The organism is Brevibacillus fulvus (assembly GCF_016908525.1).
Lineage (GTDB): Bacteria > Bacillota > Bacilli > Brevibacillales > Brevibacillaceae > Brevibacillus_G > Brevibacillus_G fulvus.
In genome coordinates, this window is the sequence record NZ_JAFBEB010000013.1 from 82,264 (window position 1) to 100,323 (window position 18,060).

The following is an 18,060-nucleotide window of genomic DNA, read 5'->3' on the forward strand; positions in this document are numbered from 1 at the left end:
GGACGACAATTGCCGCTTCCGGTTCATTTATACTGTTTGCCACAGCTTGATCGCGGGGCTTTTTTCCCCTTTTTTTGGTTTTTCTAATGCGTTGCTGGAAAACATTGCTACCTGTGTTACAATACGTGAAGTCACGAATGAACGAAGGTTGGCGGATTTTGTACATTGCGTGACGGGAAACTGACTTGTAAGCTTTAGTAGTGTATTTAAGGAGGAGAATAATGGAGAATAATGTCACCTTGCAGCCAGAGACACCGCAGAAAAATAAGAAAAAACTTTGGATTGTTGCCGGAATCATCGTTGTCGTCATTTTAGCAGCGCTGGGTACCGTCCTGGCAAAAACCGATTTGTTCAAAAGCGCCAAGATCATTTATCTGGAGTCCGAATTGAAAACGTTGACCGACTTGGGCGACAGCCTCTCGGAAAGCTATGCTGACTACGAAAAAGAGATGCAGCCTTATTTGGATCAGCCGGTTCATTCCACAATGGAAATTTCCGATCTGGCGATTGATGGTGATATTCCTGACCCGTATGTGGCCCAAATTTTCGATTTGCTGGCAACCAGCAAACTGCAGATTGATTCCAGTCTGGATCAAACGAAACAACAGCAGTATGCGAAAGTCAATCTGTTGTTAAACAGTGAGCCGTTTATCGGCTTCGAATATTTGATGGATCAGAACAAAATGGGCTTTGCTATTCCAGAATTGTCCAAAAAATATGGATATATCGATCTGAATGATTCGGATGCACTCAAAGAGAAGTTTGGCATCGAAAACTTGCCCAAACGCTTTGTCACTTATAACGATCTTGTCTCAGCCGTAAAAATCGACAAGAGCGAGCTTTCTTCCATTTTCAAGGATTACGGGTTGTTGTATGCCGACAGTTTGACCGATGAGCAAGTCACTCTCAACAAAAACAGCACGTTCGAACAGGACGGCTTCCAAACACCGGCGCGGGAAATTACCGTTTCGTTTACGGATGCTCAGTTGCAGCAGCTGTTGACGAAATTTGCCGACAAAGCGACCAATGACGAAAAACTGTTCGACACTCTTTACACCCGCTATGAAAAGTTGACAAAATTGATGATCGACTCCGGCTATACGGAGGTCGCAGAAATCTCCAAAGAGGATGCAAAAGCAGCTTTCAAAGAGAACCTGGAGCAATTTAAACAAGACTTGCAAGGTACGGATGCCAATGGCGGCCTTAAAATGGTTCTGCACATTGACGACGATAACCACATCTTGTCACGCAAACTGATTCGTGTCGAAGACGGTAAAGAGAATCCGCTCCTGGAAATGGCCAGCTGGCAGCAAAACGGAGAACAAAACTATCGTTTCTCCATGCTTCCAACCGAAAGCAATCAGGGCGAGGTGACCGTCAGCTACAAAGCGAAAGAGGAAGGGACGGACAAGAAAGGAACTTTTGCGTTCCTGATGAAAGAAAACGGGGATTTGGTTGATTTCTCCACTGACTTTACGGTCAAAACCGAATCCAACAAAGAAACCGGCTCTTACGATTACAAGTTAAAGATCAACGACAATAGCGGCGACGATCTTGCCCTGTCCGGCAATATCAGCGGCAGTGTCACAAAAGGTGACAAAAAACGCGAAACAGAAGCCAGCATTAAAGTAAATCTCGATCAGCAGGATTTGGAGTTGCCCCATGCCTTCAGCCTGAAATTAAAAGAGACAGACGAGGCTGTTTCCGAGATCAAGCTGCCAACTCTGACAGAGGATAACTCGATTAACCTGGCAACGATGACCGACGAACAAATGTATGCACTGCAAGAAGAAGTCGGTCTGGCAGCCCAACAATTCATGACCAAACATGCGGAACTGTTCCAACAGTTTATGGGCACTTATTAATAGAAGTAAAGTGCAACCCTGCCGGTGCTTCCGGCAGGGTTGTTTTTTTGCCGCAAGACTGGGTGAACCGCCGTAAAATAAAATAGACTACTGAACGATCATTCAGCAGTCTCACCAAAGACAGTTGGGCACCGTTGGGCGCTACACCTTAAATTTGTTTATTAAGCCTCGCAATTCTTCCGCCCGCTTGGCCAGTGAATCAGCCGAGGCTGCGATTTCTTCCATCGAAGCCAGTTGTTGCTCGGAAGCGGCAGAAACTTCCTGCGTACCCGCCGTAGCTTGTTCGGCCACATCCCGAACCACTTGCATCGTATCGACCACTTTCGCCGCTTCGCTATTTATCTTGCCGGTTGCCGTGGAGACTTCCTCGATTTGCCGGCAGACTTTCTGCACGGATTCATGAATCTGCGCAAATGTGTCTCCCGCTTTGTATACCACTTTCAGTCCTTCGGCTACTTCCGCTTTTCCTTCCTCCATCGAACTGACAGCTTGCGCGGTTTCTTCCTGGATGGATGCGATCAAGTTTGTGATTTCTGTTGCAGACGCTGCGGATTCCTCGGCCAGCTTGCGCACCTCATTGGCGACCACGGCAAAACCGTGTCCGTGTTGCCCAGCCCGCGCCGCTTCAATCGCTGCATTCAACGCCAGCAAATTGGTTTGGCTCGTAATCGACGAAATGACCTCAACGATCTGTCCAATATCGCGCGAACGATCGCGCAGCGACGTAATAGTTCCGCCAAGACTGCGAATCGTCTGTTCGATCGCGTTCATTTGCTGAACAATCGCCTGAATTTCTGTATTTCCTTCCTTAGCCAAACCGGAGGTATGCCCTGCATCGGCCACCGCCCGTTCCGTGATGATCGCGACATGCGCAGTCTCCGCTGACAATGAGCGAATCGTTTGTGCGCTTGCAGCCACGCTTTGTAGTTGCTTTTCGCTTCCGGCCGCTGCGTCCAGGACGGTCTCGGTGATGGTTTCCGCCGCTTTGCTCGATTCCTCCGCACTTGCCGTCAGTTCTTCGGCAGATCCCGCCACATGCTCAGCATGGATGCTTACCTGACGAACCAGCGACCGCAAACTGCCCAACAAGCGGTTAAAAGAACGGCCAAGCTGGGCAATTTCGTCATTCCCTTTAACCGGCAACTCGGCCGTCAAATCTCCTTCGCCATCGGCAATTTCGGCCAATTGCACATTGACCTGGCGCAAAGGCTTGACGATCGAACGGTGCGACCAGAATCCGATGGCAATGCCGAATACCGCCGCGGCGATCGAAATAATGACCAGCGTAGTAACATACAATTCCAGTTCAACATTGCTTTCGTCCATTTGACCGAGAATTTGTTTCGTCATGTCATCGGAGAGATCGGCAACAAGTTCGTTCACTTCCTTGCGCAGTTCTCTCTCTTCTTCAAAGTGAAGCTCGTTCGCTTGCGCATGGTCCCCCTGCTGATAAGCTTGTTGGACCTGTCTGCTCATTTCGAGGAAACTGCTTGTCTTTTCGCTGATTTGCCTGATCAATTCCTGTTGCTCAGGCACCAGCGGCAGCGCCTCCAGCTGTTTCCACAGCGTCTCGATCGTTTTCCGTTTGTTGTCCAATTCATTTATGTATTCCGCTTGCCCTGTCAGCAAATAACCGCGTTCATCGTTATTGGCGCCAACCAGATTATATTGAATCGATTGCACCAATTGGCCAATCTGGACGGTGCCAAACATTCCCTGATACGATTGTCTCATATGCATAGTGTTAAAGATGGAAAAAGCTTGTGCCAATATACTGATAAGCAGCATAATTCCGATTGTCGCAAATAGTTTTGTACTGATTTTCATAGTCCATTCCCCCAATCATCCGGCAATTTATGAAAACCGTCCTGCTGATCTCTTGGCTGGTTATTATTTCTTTTCCCATCCTTTTTACAAATGAAACTATTTTGTTCAAGAAAAATTTATTTGCCTTGCTTTCGTCTGATAAACAGAAAAAACCACCGCCGGACTGCCGGTATGGACCGGACAAATCAGACAGTGGTAAATGAGTCGCTGGTTAACAGCGATTCTCGCTGAACACATCTTTGGCAACTTGCAGAGCAGTTGCCGCGGACGGCCAGCCTGTATAAAAAGCAAGGTGGGTGATCGCTTCGATCAACTCGGGTTCCGTTATGCCATTTTCCCGGCCCAGGCGGAGATGATAAGGGAGCTGCTCGTAATGACCGCCTGAGACCAGCGCGGCGATCGTCAGCATGCTTCGCTCGCGAAGAGACAATTGCTCCCTTCTCCATACATCACCGAACAGCACATTGTCGGTATACTCTGCAAATGTTGGCGCAAACTCGCCAAATGCGGCCTGGGCTTTGGAAGCAATTTTTCGATGCGCCATTTTAGCTCTCCTCCCCGATCGCTCGCTGCAGCATTTGCGCCATGCCATTGCCAAACGACCAGTCGGCATATTCATTGTCAACAAGCACCACGAATACGTCTTCTTTCCTGATCTTGACTGTGGTTGACAACTCCTCTGCCAACATCGCATAAAAGCCTGTTTTCTGTTCGGCTGTTCTTCCTGATTTTAGGGTAATCTGAATGTAGAGAAGGCTGTCGCTGCGCTCAATGTCCAAATAGTTCTTGCTGTAAAAAAATTCGCTGGCTTGGTGCGCATGGAACACTTGAAAATAATCGTCTGCCGGAACTTTGAAATGCTGAACAAGCGACCGCATAATCGCTTGGCTGACCTGCTCCAGCTGCTGTGGCTGATACCGTTCTTGCAAATAACTGACTCTGATGAATGGCACTGTCATCCACTCCTTCCTGGGAATGGCTTCATTGTACTCTCTGCCGTCCTATTTGTATAATTGATTAAAATAATCAACTTGTTTCATTTTTTCGATGGAGATGATGGCATGGACCTGAAAGAACTGACTGCATTTAAAACCATCCTGCAAGAAGGCACATTCACACGAGCCGCAGAAAAACTGAACTATGCGCAGTCAACAGTTACCAATCAAATCAAACGTCTGGAACGAGAATTGGGCGTACCGCTGTTCAAACGAGGCTGGGATGCGGAACTGACCGAATCCGGGCAAGTGTTGGCTGAGGAAATCGACCATTTGCTGAAGCATTGGCAGTATGTCGTCGAACGAGCACAGGCATTGCAAAGAGACGACATCGGCAGCGTCCGGGTCGGGGCAGCGGAACCGCTGATGATCGATGTCCTCCCTAACTCGATGCGCCGGTTTCAGGCACAAAAACCGAAAATCAGCTGTCATTTCGTTATCGCAAACACTGATGTTCTGGCGCGTTCTCTCTTGGACAATCAACTGGACTTCGCGTTTTGCGGAGAACCTGCCGATCCCTCTCCCTTTTACTTTGAACGGTTGTACGAGGAACGGATTTTTTTTGTCATCGACCAAGACCATCCATTGCGGGACAAAACGGTCATTCGTTTCGAGGAACTGTTCGCTTATCCGCTAATCGTCGGTGGCCATACTTGTTTATATCACTTAAGATTCGCCAAACAATTAGCAAGATACAGCCAAACTCCCTTTATTCACACGGTTAGCCAAATTTCCGCCATCCCTCATTTTGTGAAACAATCGGACGCGATCGGAGTGGTTCTGCATTCGACCCCGGTATTGCCCGGTACGATCAGAATCGCGGCAGAAATGGACGATCCTTCGATTTCCGTTGGTCTTCTTCAACTGCGTAATAACGAATTTTTGTCTACTTATAAACAACTGTTTATTCAGCTGCTCAAAGAAGAAATATCGGCGGCCGGTTTGTTGGAATAGCGCTGCAATCCGAAAAGGATCGCTGGCTAAGCGATCCTTTTGCCGGATTAGGAAACGTTACACTTTAAAGACACCGACCGATTCCCGCATTTGCTGCGCAATCCGGCTCAAACTTTCAGCGGAAGAGGTGATCTCCTCCATAATGGCCAGCTGTTCATCAGCGGTCGCAGACACACTCTTGATATCGTCGGTTGACTCGGCAGCGATGGCGATCATTTCTTCCATACTGGCGGCAATTTGCTGGGAAGAAGCAGACATTTGCTCGGCGGCAAAAGAAATCTCATTGACTTGCAGAGCCACTGCGTGCGCCGAGGTGACGATTTTTTGGAACTTCTCGCCGGTTCCATCGACCAGTCTTAATCCGGATTGTACTTCAGACGTCCCCTTCTCCATTGACCCCACCGCTTGTTCCGTTTGCACCTGAATTTCGTGAATAATATCCTTGATCTGACGGGCAGATTCCTCAGACTGCTCGGCCAGTTTACGCACCTCCTCAGCCACGACGGCAAATCCTTTCCCGTGTTCTCCCGCCCGGGCAGCTTCAATCGCGGCATTCAAGGCAAGCAAGTTTGTTTGCGAGGCAATCCCCGTAATAACCGAAACGATTTGTTCAATTGATTGCGAGTGTTCCTCCAATGCTTTGACAAGCGCAGCCGATTCAGTAACCTGATGATGGATCGAGTACATTTGCTTCGTAATATTTTGGATCGATTGGTTTCCCTCCTCGGCCTCTTTCAGCGATGACTCGGAGAGTGTTGCCACAAGCGCGGACGTTTCCGCAATCCGCTGTATCCCCAAAGCCACTTCGTCAACCGCTCTGGCGCTTTCCTGTGCTCGCATGACCGTTCGCTCAGCGCCGCTCGACACTTCCTGAATGGCTTGCGTGGCCACCTCGGCAGCCCGTGCCGTCTCCTCGGCGCTTGCCGTCAGCTCTTGCGAGGAACCTGCGACATAATCGGCGGAGTTGACGATACCCGCCATCAGGAGGCGAAGATTGGCCGCCATTTGGTTAACCGTTTGCACCAGTTTGCCTACCTCATCCTTGGATCGGACTTGCAGTTCCTCCACTTGCAAATCGCCGCTTGCCACCCGCTCTACATGGCGAATGACCGCCAGGATCGGATTGGTCAATTGTTTCGACAAGTACCAGGAAACGGCGACCGCGATCAAGACAACGATACCCGCCGCCAACAAGTTGATCGTCAAAGAAGATTTTCCATGTTGGAGCATCGTCTCGCTCTCCTGACTCGTGGCCGTTTCCGCTTCTTTGACAAATTCCCGCATGCTATCCAAAGCGGTACCGGCGAGCGGAGTAATTTCATCAAGCAACGTTTGGACAGCTTCCCCTGTCTGCCCCGCTTCATAGGCAGGGAAAAATTTTTCCGTCGCCACCTTTTCCATTTGTTCTCCCTGTTCGATTGCGTTCAGCAAGGCCTCCGGCGTATTCTCATCAACAAGTGCCGCTTTCAGCTCGGCATTTTGTTCGACCAATTGCTCGAAACTGGTACGATCGTCATTCCCTTTCGTGACATCGTTCAATACCAGCAGTTCTCCGGCCAAATTGCTCAAATACTGGTTATAGGAAAACAGCTTGCTGCTGCGCTCATTTTGTTGCACCACTTCTTGATTGACAAAGTATGTACTCAAATTGGAGAAGACAATGAGGGCGACAAACAAAGCCACCACTGAAAAAAAGCTCAACCTGATTTTTGCGCGTAAACTGGACACGTTTTTTCCCCCTACTTACCTTTGCTGTCAGATGGTTTTGGATGATTACAAGCTTAGAATAACGGGTAAATGTGTCAGCAGAATGTCAAAGTCTTCCGGCGGCCAATAAGATACTGTCCGAAGCCTTGACTCTTTCTTTGTCAATTCGTTCCCAATTCGACCTGTTGCGGTTGTTATGTTAATGTTAGAACATACTCATTTGTTACTGTTGAAGCTTATTATCGTCTGTAAGGAGAGTTTCCCATGAACAACAAGGTAATTGTGTTTGTTTTGATTGTTCTTTGTGCACTGTTTATCGGGTTTGAGACAGTCGCCAAAGCGATGTCGCTGACTACTCATAATATTGGATATGTGCTAGGCTTACTGCTGTTTTTGCTTGCCCTCGTTTATGGTTCCAAAAACAGAAGCTGACCTTTGGGCACAGAAAAACGGACAGGCTGTGATTCGCCTGTCCGTTCTTTTTTTCGTTTATGCCAGCACAAAATACCGCAAATAAATGTACAGATGAGAGATGATAATGCTTAAGATCATCAGCGGGAACGCGACGGCAAAAAACCGGAAGAAACTGATCGGATGTTTCTCTTTGGCCGCCATACCGACGACGATTACATTGGCGCTGGCTCCAATGACCGTACCGTTGCCGCCCAGGCACGCCCCCAAGGCCAGACTCCACCACAACGGCTCCAAATTTTGAATTCCCAGATCACCCATTTCCTGAATCATGGGAATCATCGTTGCCACAAACGGGATGTTATCGACAAACGCTGAAGCGATCGCACTTAACCACAGGATGATCGTCGACGTTTTCAGCACATCCCCTCCGGTCAGATTGATCGCCGCCTGGGCAATTTGTGCGATCACACCCGTTTCCACCAGTCCGGAGACAAGCACAAACAGTCCCATAAAGAAGAAAATGGTCGTCCATTCCACTTTGGTCAAAGCCTCTTCCAGATAATGTTCCCCGGTGAGCAGCAGCAGCAGAAAAGCACCGCTCAAGGCAACCGTCGCTGATTCCAGATGCAGCCATCCGTGCAGCACAAAGCCCAGGATAGTCAGAGCCAGTACTGTCAACGACTTTTTCAGCAAACGCCGGTCGGTAATCTCTTCGCTTTCGTTCATTTCCAGCAATTTTGCCTGCAGCTCGGGAGATGAGATCAATCCTTTGCGATAGATGAGCACCAGCAACAAAACCGTAACGACAAAAATGATCAAAGCGATCGGCGCAAGATTGCTGAGAAAGGCCATGAAAGTTAATTCCGGCACCGCGCTGCCGATCATGATATTGGGCGGATCGCCAATCAGGGTAGCCGTTCCGCCGATGTTGGAAGCAATCACTTCACTGATCAAATACGGGATCGGATTGACTTGCAACTGGCGCGTAATACTAAAGGTAATCGGTACCATCAGCAGCACGGTCGTTACGTTGTCCAGCAACGCAGAAGCCAAGGCCGTGATCGTACTTAGAGCAATCAGGAGAGAAATCGGCCGGCCTTTAACCGCCTTGGCCGCTTTGATCGCCAAGTATTTGAAAATACCGGTCTGAGAGGTAATCGATACGAGAATCATCATGCCGATCAGTAAGCCGATCGTATTAAAGTCAATATGCTCGATGGCGATTTCCTGGGGGACGAGACCCGTGATGATCATCAAGATGCCCCCGATCATCGCCACGATCGTCCGATGAATTTTTTCCGAAATAATAAACGCATAGGTTATCAGGAACAAACCGATTGCTAAGATTGCTTGAGTTGTCATTAGCACCTCGCCTTTCTAATCACTGATTTTGTTAGTATATCCAGTCGCTGTTCAATCCCCCCTTTTTTCGAAAAAAGGCAAAAAGGAGCCTGTCAATGACAGACTCCTCCAATTACAAAACTCATTTTCAATTATCTATATATTAGCACAGATTGATATGTATTGCAACTGATCAATCCTGTTCAATCCCGTACAAGTCGTAAAAAGTGCGACAAAATCCGAGCGGTCAGCCCCCAGATCACTCTGCCGTCAATCTGATAAAACAGCTGCGGTATTTTGCTCATCCGCCAGTCATATTGTTTGCCGTTCTCAATCAAATCATACGGAAAATCAGGACCGGGCTCGATCCGCATCCCCACCTCATGGATCAATGGTTGACTGTTCAACAGACGATCCAGCCCGACCGTAAATACCTCGGCCACTTCCTGGGGATTGGGCCGGATTTCCGATGGTGCGGTCAAATAGCCGACAAACGGGTAGACGATCATCCGGGCATGATGAACTACCCAATCCAAGTCTGCCGCATACTCAATCGAATGAGCTGGGATTTGCAATTCCTCGGCGGTCTCTCTCCTTGCAGTCATCCAGTTGCTCTCATCCGCCGGTTCGCGATGGCCGCCGGGAAAACTGATGTCGCCCGCCTGCCTTCTCAATGTACTCGCCCGTTTGGTAAACAATACAGACAAGCCTTCATCGGTATGCAGCAGCGGAATCAGGACAGCCGTTTTCCGATACTGTTCCTCTCCCATGATGCCGATCTGCCGCTCCGTCAATTTCCTCTTCAGTTCGTTGGGAAGTGCACGCTGTTTTTCCATGATCTTTGTTTTCCTCCTGTTGATTGCGGCGAACCTTTTCTTATTTGCCAAATTGTCCAGATAACGGCGGTTCCGCCAAAAAGGGGGGTTTTCCCAGTCATAGAGGAAACTCCACTCTGAAACAATAGCTGTACGGCTTTCGTTGCGAGTGCAGTTGAATCGGTCTTACTATTTGTCGAAAGGAGTATGTTCATGTCAAACAAAGAACGCGTGAAAGTCCTGAGAATTGGCCTCTGCTTTCTCATGGTCTTTTCCTTGCTTTCTGATCAGGCGCGGTCAAGCAATGAACCTTCCGGCAGAAAAGGACGCCCCTATTTTGAACAACGCGGCGAAATCGTCTGGGAAGTGCCCACCGAACAAAAAGTAATCGCCATCACCTTTGACGATGGCCCAAATCCGCTCTACACCCCACAAGTTTTGCGTTTGCTCCGTCAGTATGAGGCAAAAGCAACCTTCTTTCTGGTAGGGTCCCACGTTCGGCAATTTCCGACGCTCACCCGGCAAATTGTTGCCGAGGGCAACGAGGTGGCAAACCATACCTACAACCATAAATATCTCAATCATTTATCCAATGCAAAAATCGTTGAGGAACTCGAGCAGGCACAAGAAGAAATTCATGCGGCAACCGGTCAATTTCCGAGCCTGTTTCGTTCCCCGGGCGGCTATTATGACGAACGGATTGTTAATCTCGTAAAAAAATGCGGTTTTTTAATGATTATGTGGTCCTGGCATCAGGATACGCGCGATTGGAGCAATCCCGGTGTCAATGCCATTGTCAAAAAAGTACTGGGCAACGTACATAACGGCGACATTGTGCTGTTCCACGATCACGGGGGAGATCGAACGCAAACGTTGGAAGCCCTTACACTCATTTTACCTGTTCTGAAAAGTCGTGGCTATAAGTTTGTCACAGTCAGTGAACTGCTCTCCCTTAAAAACAAATTTAGCACGGCACCGGACAGCACAAAGAAAAACGAAAATGCTTCGTCAGACAAGTAACGAAGCATTTGGTCGATCCAGGATTCAATTGGCCGGCGCAGAGGCAAACAAAGTTTGATACAAAAGATAGACATTTAACACAATGATGACGGCTGCGACCGCCCAAGCCAACAGTTTGAGCCAAAGCGGATTGACAAACTGCCCCATCTTCTTGCGGTCACTCGTAAACTTCACCAGCGGCACGACCGCAAAGGAAAGCTGCAAGGAAAGAATAACCTGGCTGAGAATCAACAAGTCCGTGGTGCCTTTTTCCCCGTAAAGCGCCGTTACAATCACCGCGGGAATCACGGCAATCATGCGGGTGATCAGCCGGCGAAGCCATGGCGTGATGCGAATGTTTAAAAAACCTTCCATAACGATTTGTCCGGCCAACGTCCCCGTCAAGGTGGAGTTTTGTCCGGCAGCCAGCAGCGCAACGCCGAACAGAATGCTGGCTGCTGTCGTCCCCAGTGTTGGCGCTAGCAAGTGGTAAGCGTCGCCGATCTCGGCCACGTGAACCATTCCCGACTGATGAAACGCTGCCGCAGCGAGGATCAGGATGGCCCCATTGATCAATAGAGCAAACAGGAGCGCCACCGTGGAGTCGACCGTAGCGAAACGAATTGCCTCCCGCTTGCCGGCTGCGCTTTGTTCATACTGCCTCGTCTGCACGATGGAAGAGTGCAGATACAAATTGTGCGGCATCACCGTGGCACCTAAAATCCCGATAGCAATATACAACATTTGCGGGTTGTTCAAAATTTCCGCACTGGGTAAAAAACCTTGCGCAATTCCGTTGAGACTCGGGTTCGCCATGAACAGTTCCAGCCCAAAGCATATTCCGATCGTTGCGATCAAAACGATGACGATCGCTTCGATAAAACGGAATCCCTTATGCTGCAGAAGCAACAGCAGCAAAACATCAAAAGCGGTCAATATTACGCCATACAACAGCGGCATGCCAAACAGCAAATTGAGCGCAATCGCCGAACCGATCACCTCTGCCAGATCACAGGCGGCTATGGCAAGCTCGCATAAAAACCACAGACCAATCGCGACCGGCTTGCTGTAATGGTCTCGACAGGCCTGAGCCAGATCGCGGCCTGTGGCAATCCCTAATTTTCCCGCCAAAGCTTGCAGTAAGATCGCCATAAGATTGGACAGCATGATCACAAATAACAACGAATAGCCGAACATCGAGCCTCCCGCCAGATCAGTCGCCCAGTTGCCGGGGTCCATGTAACCGACTGCTACGAGATAGCCGGGGCCGGCAAAGGCGAGGAACTTGCGAAACCACGAACCAGCCTTGGGAACGCGCAACGAACGGTGGGCTTCCTGCAAGCTAGGTTGTTCATTTGTCTGCCGCCAGCCGTCATGTTGCTTGGTCAGCAAGCTGCCTTGTTCATTTGACATTTCCTTCACTCCTTCCACTTTGAAATGATGGTTCAAACTAATAATTTTGCATCGGTGCAACTTTATCGCAAAAAAATATAGGTTGTTTATTTTGTCCAAAGCCACAAATATTGCCTCAAGGAAAATCCACCTTCATTTTATTCCTTTTATGAGCAGTTGTAAATTGCATTTTTTGCGTGATTTGCAGTTGCCCAAATGCCAAACGGACCCGGTTTGACGCAGGTCCGTTTGACTCCGTTCACGTTCGATCATAAGCGCTTTTTCCGTAGTGCATTCCTTTGATCTTCTCAACGGTTTTCTCATCCAGCCGTTTGATCAGTTCTGTCAACAATCTGACTGATTGCTCCAAATCATCGCGATGCACAATGGACACATGGCTGTGAATATATCTCGCCGGCACGCTGATGACCATCGAAGGAACTCCTTTTGAGGCAAGGTGAAACTTGCCGGCGTCGGTTCCTCCGCCCGGCATGATATCAATCTGGTATGGAATCCGGTTTTCTTTCGCCGTCTCGATCACGAAATCACGCAATGGCAAGTGCGGGATCATGCTATGATCGTAAAAGCCTAATAACGGTCCGGCTCCCAGCCTCTGACTCTCATCTTTTTGGTTCATCCCCGGCGTATCAGTAGCCACGCCGACATCAAGCGCAAAGGCAATATCAGGCTGAACAGTGTTGGCCAGCGTACCCGCTCCGCGCAATCCGACCTCCTCCTGAACCGTTGCTCCCGCATACACGATATTGGGGTGTGCTTCGTTGCGCACGGCTTCGAGAGTTTTCAAGGCCACATAGCATCCGGCCCGGTTATCCCACGCTTTGGCCATCAACAGGCGCGGATTGGGCAAGATTTCAAACGGACAAATCGGTACGATTGGATCGCCCACTTGCACGCCAAACTTCTCCGCCTCTTCTCGGCTGGAAGCACCAATATCGACAAACATTTGCGAGATGTCCACCACTTTTTTTCTTTCCTCAGCTTTCAGCACATGCGGCGCTTTGGAACCAATCACCCCGGTCAAATCGCCATTGCGGCTCAAGACTTTGACGCGTTGGGCCAGCATGACATGCCCCCACCAGCCTCCCAGCGGCTGCAGCCTGAGAAAACCGTCTTTCGTGATTTGGCTGACCATGAAGGATACTTCGTCGAGATGACCTGCCAGCAATATTTTCGGTCCATGTTCACCGACCTTTCCGACGATGCTGCCCAAATGATCGGTTACGATGTCGGGTGTAATCTGCTCGATTTTGCTGCGCATCAACGCGTGCATGCGAACTTCAAATCCCGACGGTCCCGCTTCTTCCGTCAACTCTTTCATCAATGTCAAATCTTTATCCATCAGTCATCCCTCCTGGCAGTAGGATGACCCCGATTGCGGTTCATTATGTCTGGTTTTCCCAATGGAAATTCCGCTTGTCTTCTTGCTTGCATTATTTTATAATAATTATAAATTAATAATAACTAAAATATAAGAGGTGAGAATGTTGCCAAAACAACAACCGGTCCGGCAAAAGAAACATCCCCTGAATACGGTGCGCGTTCTCAAATTTTTGGGACGTCCCGCTCCTAAACATTGACCTGCCCTTCATGTTCCCATAGAAAAACGGCGGCAAAAGAAGCGTTCACTTAGGGATTGAAGAAAAACTTGAATGAACAGCTTCAAGCGGAGCAAAAAGAGACCAGTCACAATCAGGCATGAATGCTTGAAGCGGCTGGTCTTTTTGTATTTATTGGTAATACGAAATATGGACATTTTATGGAATTAAGTATAGCACCTTGCGGATATAATCTGGTCAATTGAAAGTATATGACCATCTTCGCTTATCCATTCATTCCTTTCAGAGGAATATGAAAAAACATAAAGTACAGGATTTTCTAGGCACTTTGTAACAACACATAATCTGAAAGAGTCCTTATTGTTGTTCATTTTTGAAAATTCATTTGGAGTTAACTCAACAGAAACCTCTTGACCTGCTAGTCCCTTTACTTCAATTTTTAATTTAATTTTCTTATAAACTGCTTCCAAATCCCATCCTAAGTTTTCGCTTTCTACAGAAGTCACGGTAAAACCCCTTTCTGAGTATTCTCTGGTAACTTCTCTAATAGCGATATTCTCTATTTTCTTTCTTAGTTCTGCATCGGTTTGGTGGAAGATAGGAAGGCGACGCCGAATACTTTTCTTTTTTCCATATCTTTCTATATGTCTTAGAACTTCTTTCTTAAAATCCACCATTTCAGGGCTATCAGCATACCAAACATTTGATTGACCCATTCCGCCTTTTACTCCTCTTGGTATTATCGGGAATGAGAACCTTTCATCTATACTCAGTAAAGTAGCATTGTCAGCATTAGCAACAGCATAATATCCGATATATTCATTTCTAAATTTTCTTTCTGAAAGATTAGTGTTCTGGTAATCTTTAAAAAACCTGGCATTCTTATACCATCCAACTATATACGTTCCGCCATTCTTGTGGGTTGCAGTGAAAATGACTAAAACATCATCTATGAATTCATCATCTTCACTCGCTCCTAATCTTTGTAGGTTGTTATACCCGCTTGGCTGAGCATAACCATATACCTTACCGCTAATTTTTTTGAAATTGAATATTTCGTGTCCATAACCATATTCTTCAACATAGGAGCCACCGCCATGTATTTCTTTATCATTTCCCAATAAACCTTCATATCTTTCCATCCAAGCTGTGTTTAAGAATATCATAGCTTTCATTGATTTACCTCCTTTCAGCTAGAAATTCACACAAATCACTCTGCCAATACTTCCTTAATAATCTGAGCCATCTGTTTGTTGTTTAACTGATCACGGAAATAAACAGTGTATCCATCTTTCGAGAGCATATCAAAGAAAACACGAGCACAATCAATTTTTGCTTTTTCTGTACCACGTAAGTCGGATTTATTTTCTACGTCTTTTGTTTCGACTACAATGTTAAGCTCTTTCTCACCGGAAGCCTTTCTTACAACATACATGAAGTCTGGACTGTACATTCCACCGGTAATAGTCGGTATGGCAATGCTGCTACGTGGAATTTTTCCATATACAATGACTTCTTCGATGTCCGACATAATATTCTTTTGTTCCAACGGTGAGTCATAAGCGAAAGCATCATATAAATACTTCTCGCTTGGTGTTCCCGGAGCTATCTTTGTGCCGATACGTCCCTGTGCAATATCTTCACGTGGAGAACCGTCTGAATAGGTAAGTGCTGTTGCACCAACAGGCGTATTGCTTTTTGCATAATGGAATCGACCTTGCAAATTATTGCTTCTCCAGTCATGAAATTGTTGGATAAACATGCTGACAGAATTTTCATTAATATGTTCTGGATTTATAGTTCCATTCCTCTTAACATACTCACACAATGCCTCATGCAATATTTTAATTGGAATGTTTGTAGCATTTGTGATCCTCTTAAGAAATTCATTGTAGGGAATAGGTTTGGATACTATATATTGAGCGCCTGTATCTGAAACAATCATCATCTGTGAGCCATCGCTCTTAACGATATCTCTGGAGCTAGTCATGACAACGTCTGTAAAAACACCGGGTTTTTCCAGCAAGGATAAAACAACTTTAGCCATATCAGCATCCAGATCATCATCATAGAAAAGTAGGTATCGTTGATTGATTGCTTCCCATAATTTGCGTATTTCACTGTAAACAGCTTTGCGGATTTTTACAGGTTTTGGTTTTGCTACATTTCGGTCTTTTACCTTACCTGAAGACAATCCTGTAGCAAAGTCCGGGTATTCTGCAAAGAAAGCGTCCCTTGTATCGGGTTTTATATTTAATCGCCTGTCTATGTAATGTTTATCATATAGTGCATCAAAAAGCTCATCAGAAGTCATGCCAAGCTTCTTGGCCACTTGTTCCAATCTTTCTTCGCTAATAGAAGAAGCTTGTGGAATTTCCCCGTTTATTTGGTCTATTAATCGTTTAGCAAAGTCTGCCTCTGTGAAGTCAACAATATAATTAAGCTGGAATTCTTCATTGGAGATTCTATTACCATTCTCATCTACAGGTAGACGTAAACCTCGTCCAACCTCTTGCAGTTTACTATTTTCACTTCCGCTAGAACGAAGTTTAGCTATCGTAAATACATTAGGGTTATCCCAGCCCTCTTTAAGTGTCCATTTTGAAAATAGAAAACGTAAAGTGTTATAGCTACCGTCTTTATTCTTGAAAGAGAGAAGATGTTTTTTTCCATGAAGGATGGTTTCTACTTCTTTTGCTATATCTTCATCCGAATCGCTATTGTCCTGTGAAAAATAGCCTGCATGACAAGCAGAAATATCTGCAAGACTTGCTTCCAGATATGCCCGATATTCTGTATCATGCTCACTGAGGGTAGATAGCACCGATTCTATCCGTTCCTTAAGCAATCTCTCAAAAGCTTGTAATAGATAAGGGGTTTTACCTTCCTCGTTTGGTCGATATGATGATATATCATCGATAAAAAATAATGCCAATGTCTTGATCTTGAAATTGCGACCACAGAAGTTTGTTTTTTCTGTTTCAAAATGACGCTCAAGGGCAAGACGCATCATCTGCTCTTGATAAGAGGTCATATAGATATCCACATCCAATTCCTCACCAGTTGACTTTTGAATACCATTAGAAAACTCAACTGTTGATTTGCCAATAGCATGAACCGTAATTCCCTCAAAAGCTTCATTAATGATAGATAGTGAATCTCCAGTTTTAAGAGTAAATGTTTTAGTCGATTCATCACGCTTTTTATACTGAAAGGTAACAGAATCCTTGCTTGTGATGGAAGTGATTTTCACCTTTTCTTCACGCTTGGATACGGGTTCAAAATGCTCCTTCGTTACTCCCTTTATCAAATTTTGATTAAAAGATTCACAGGCATTTAAATCATAGAGCAGGTTTTGGTAGTCTTTTACGGTTATTTTGTTTTTTCCACGTCCACTTGTAGTTTCAGGGAAGGTAGCACCAAAGCGTATAATACACTGTGGTTTTATTTCATCAACGATAACCTTAAATGCCTTCTGGTCACGAGAAAATCTATGTGGCTCATCAATAATAACAACAGGGTTTGTTGCACGAATAGCATCAAGTGGTCTATAAAAACCTTCTACTCCATAATCATAGTCGTCACGGCTAAGCATACCATTTGATCGGACAACAAGTAGTTGCATATTAACTAATAATACATAAATCTTCTTCGTGTTCTGGCAAGAACCTTTTACAAAGTCGCTCACAACACTCGGGAAATAGGAGCGCCCCTTTTTCTTGTTTTTTGGTGCTTCTAGTACTCCAACCTCAATTTCTGTACCATAACCACAAACATCGGAAAAATGTCGCTTTACATATTCATCACGCAAAAACTGTGCGGTTCCTGCTTTAATCGCAAGTGAAGGTACAGCGATAATAAACTTATTAAGTCCGTAACGTTTATGAAGCTCATATATAGTATGAGTATAAACGTAAGTCTTTCCTGTACCAGTTTCCATTTTAATATCAATATTCAAGCAGTCACCAATAGGCATACTGCTTCGATATTCTGAAGGTATATTTTTTTGAATTTCTCTAATATTTGCAGCTAGTTTAGGATCAGAAAGAGAAATGCTTGGATTTTCATAAAATTGTACAGGAGAAGTTATCTGTACCCCATTCAAAGCAGCACTTATTGCATCTACAGCTTTTTGTTGGTGTGGTAATCCTCGTTGTAGGATAAGTTCCATAAC

The 18,060-nt window shown here is 46.3% G+C and carries 14 protein-coding genes; 4 read left to right on the forward strand and 10 right to left on the reverse strand.

The window, feature by feature from the left end; all coding sequences use genetic code 11:
• Positions 1-221 precede the first annotated feature (221 nt).
• A complete protein-coding gene (locus tag JOD01_RS16070) occupies positions 222-1,865 on the forward strand; it encodes a DUF6583 family protein (RefSeq protein ID WP_204519325.1) in 1,644 nt (547 codons plus the stop codon).
• 141 nt (positions 1,866-2,006) lie between these two features.
• On the opposite strand, the gene JOD01_RS16075 is transcribed toward JOD01_RS16070, so the two are convergent.
• The 3 genes from JOD01_RS16075 to JOD01_RS16085 form a co-directional block, all read right to left on the reverse strand.
• On the reverse strand, positions 2,007-3,692 hold the full coding sequence (locus JOD01_RS16075; RefSeq protein WP_204519326.1) for a methyl-accepting chemotaxis protein: 1,686 nt from the start codon (positions 3,690-3,692) through the stop codon (positions 2,007-2,009).
• Between the two features lie 211 nt (positions 3,693-3,903).
• Positions 3,904-4,236, reverse strand: a complete 333-nt coding sequence (locus JOD01_RS16080) for a carboxymuconolactone decarboxylase family protein (protein ID WP_204519327.1) — start codon at positions 4,234-4,236, stop codon at positions 3,904-3,906.
• A 1-nt stretch (position 4,237) separates the two neighbouring features.
• Positions 4,238-4,645, reverse strand: a complete 408-nt coding sequence (locus JOD01_RS16085) for a tautomerase family protein (RefSeq protein ID WP_204519328.1) — start codon at positions 4,643-4,645, stop codon at positions 4,238-4,240.
• Positions 4,646-4,753: 108 nt separating this feature from the next.
• Between JOD01_RS16085 and JOD01_RS16090 the strand changes: the two genes are divergently transcribed.
• Positions 4,754-5,641: a LysR family transcriptional regulator gene (locus JOD01_RS16090; protein WP_204519329.1), complete on the forward strand. Its 888-nt coding sequence runs from the start codon at positions 4,754-4,756 to the stop codon at positions 5,639-5,641.
• 57 nt (positions 5,642-5,698) lie between these two features.
• Here the strand turns inward: JOD01_RS16090 and JOD01_RS16095 are convergent, their stop codons facing one another.
• Complete coding sequence (locus JOD01_RS16095) at positions 5,699-7,369, reverse strand: methyl-accepting chemotaxis protein (protein ID WP_204519330.1); 1,671 nt, start codon at positions 7,367-7,369, stop codon at positions 5,699-5,701.
• A 243-nt stretch (positions 7,370-7,612) separates the two neighbouring features.
• On the opposite strand from JOD01_RS16095, the gene JOD01_RS16100 reads away from it, so the two are divergent.
• The gene (locus tag JOD01_RS16100) at positions 7,613-7,780 is read left to right on the forward strand and encodes a hypothetical protein (protein WP_204519331.1); all 168 of its coding nucleotides are present in this window, start codon (positions 7,613-7,615) and stop codon (positions 7,778-7,780) included.
• 57 nt (positions 7,781-7,837) lie between these two features.
• Here JOD01_RS16100 and JOD01_RS16105 read toward each other — a convergent pair whose 3' ends face one another.
• Together JOD01_RS16105 and JOD01_RS16110 are read right to left on the reverse strand one after the other, a co-directional pair.
• Positions 7,838-9,124: an ArsB/NhaD family transporter gene (locus tag JOD01_RS16105; protein ID WP_204519332.1), complete on the reverse strand. Its 1,287-nt coding sequence runs from the start codon at positions 9,122-9,124 to the stop codon at positions 7,838-7,840.
• A 182-nt stretch (positions 9,125-9,306) separates the two neighbouring features.
• Positions 9,307-9,939: an NUDIX hydrolase gene (locus tag JOD01_RS16110; protein ID WP_204519333.1), complete on the reverse strand. Its 633-nt coding sequence runs from the start codon at positions 9,937-9,939 to the stop codon at positions 9,307-9,309.
• A 243-nt stretch (positions 9,940-10,182) separates the two neighbouring features.
• Between JOD01_RS16110 and JOD01_RS16115 the strand changes: the two genes are divergently transcribed.
• Positions 10,183-10,938 (forward strand): polysaccharide deacetylase family protein, encoded by a 756-nt coding sequence (locus tag JOD01_RS16115; protein ID WP_204519360.1) that lies wholly within the window; start codon positions 10,183-10,185, stop codon positions 10,936-10,938.
• Between the two features lie 24 nt (positions 10,939-10,962).
• Here the strand turns inward: JOD01_RS16115 and JOD01_RS16120 are convergent, their stop codons facing one another.
• The 4 genes from JOD01_RS16120 to JOD01_RS16135 form a co-directional block, all read right to left on the reverse strand.
• A complete protein-coding gene (locus JOD01_RS16120; protein WP_204519334.1) occupies positions 10,963-12,330 on the reverse strand; it encodes an Nramp family divalent metal transporter in 1,368 nt (455 codons plus the stop codon).
• A 238-nt stretch (positions 12,331-12,568) separates the two neighbouring features.
• Positions 12,569-13,669 (reverse strand): M42 family metallopeptidase, encoded by a 1,101-nt coding sequence (locus JOD01_RS16125; RefSeq protein WP_204519335.1) that lies wholly within the window; start codon positions 13,667-13,669, stop codon positions 12,569-12,571.
• A gap of 423 nt (positions 13,670-14,092) precedes the next feature.
• A complete protein-coding gene (locus JOD01_RS16130; protein ID WP_204519336.1) occupies positions 14,093-15,061 on the reverse strand; it encodes a protein NO VEIN domain-containing protein in 969 nt (322 codons plus the stop codon).
• A gap of 35 nt (positions 15,062-15,096) precedes the next feature.
• Positions 15,097-18,057 carry a type III restriction-modification system endonuclease gene (locus tag JOD01_RS16135; protein WP_204519337.1) on the reverse strand — a complete coding sequence of 987 codons (2,961 nt, stop codon included), beginning with the start codon at positions 18,055-18,057 and terminating at the stop codon, positions 15,097-15,099.
• Between the last annotated feature and the right edge of the window lie 3 nt (positions 18,058-18,060).

Bases quoted from the DNA above. Each gene is read 5' to 3' on its own strand.
- JOD01_RS16070 (WP_204519325.1), top strand. From the start codon at position 222: ATGGAGAATAATGTCACCTTGCAGCCAGAGACACCGCAGAAAAATAAG.
- JOD01_RS16075 (WP_204519326.1), bottom strand. From the start codon at position 3,692: ATGAAAATCAGTACAAAACTATTTGCGACAATCGGAATTATGCTGCTT.
- JOD01_RS16080 (WP_204519327.1), bottom strand. From the start codon at position 4,236: ATGGCGCATCGAAAAATTGCTTCCAAAGCCCAGGCCGCATTTGGCGAG.
- JOD01_RS16090 (WP_204519329.1), top strand. From the start codon at position 4,754: ATGGACCTGAAAGAACTGACTGCATTTAAAACCATCCTGCAAGAAGGC.
- JOD01_RS16100 (WP_204519331.1), top strand. From the start codon at position 7,613: ATGAACAACAAGGTAATTGTGTTTGTTTTGATTGTTCTTTGTGCACTG.
- JOD01_RS16105 (WP_204519332.1), bottom strand. From the start codon at position 9,124: ATGACAACTCAAGCAATCTTAGCAATCGGTTTGTTCCTGATAACCTAT.
- JOD01_RS16110 (WP_204519333.1), bottom strand. From the start codon at position 9,939: ATGGAAAAACAGCGTGCACTTCCCAACGAACTGAAGAGGAAATTGACG.
- JOD01_RS16115 (WP_204519360.1), top strand. From the start codon at position 10,183: ATGGTCTTTTCCTTGCTTTCTGATCAGGCGCGGTCAAGCAATGAACCT.
- JOD01_RS16120 (WP_204519334.1), bottom strand. From the start codon at position 12,330: ATGTCAAATGAACAAGGCAGCTTGCTGACCAAGCAACATGACGGCTGG.
- JOD01_RS16125 (WP_204519335.1), bottom strand. From the start codon at position 13,669: ATGGATAAAGATTTGACATTGATGAAAGAGTTGACGGAAGAAGCGGGA.
- JOD01_RS16130 (WP_204519336.1), bottom strand. From the start codon at position 15,061: ATGAAAGCTATGATATTCTTAAACACAGCTTGGATGGAAAGATATGAA.
- JOD01_RS16135 (WP_204519337.1), bottom strand. From the start codon at position 18,057: ATGGAACTTATCCTACAACGAGGATTACCACACCAACAAAAAGCTGTA.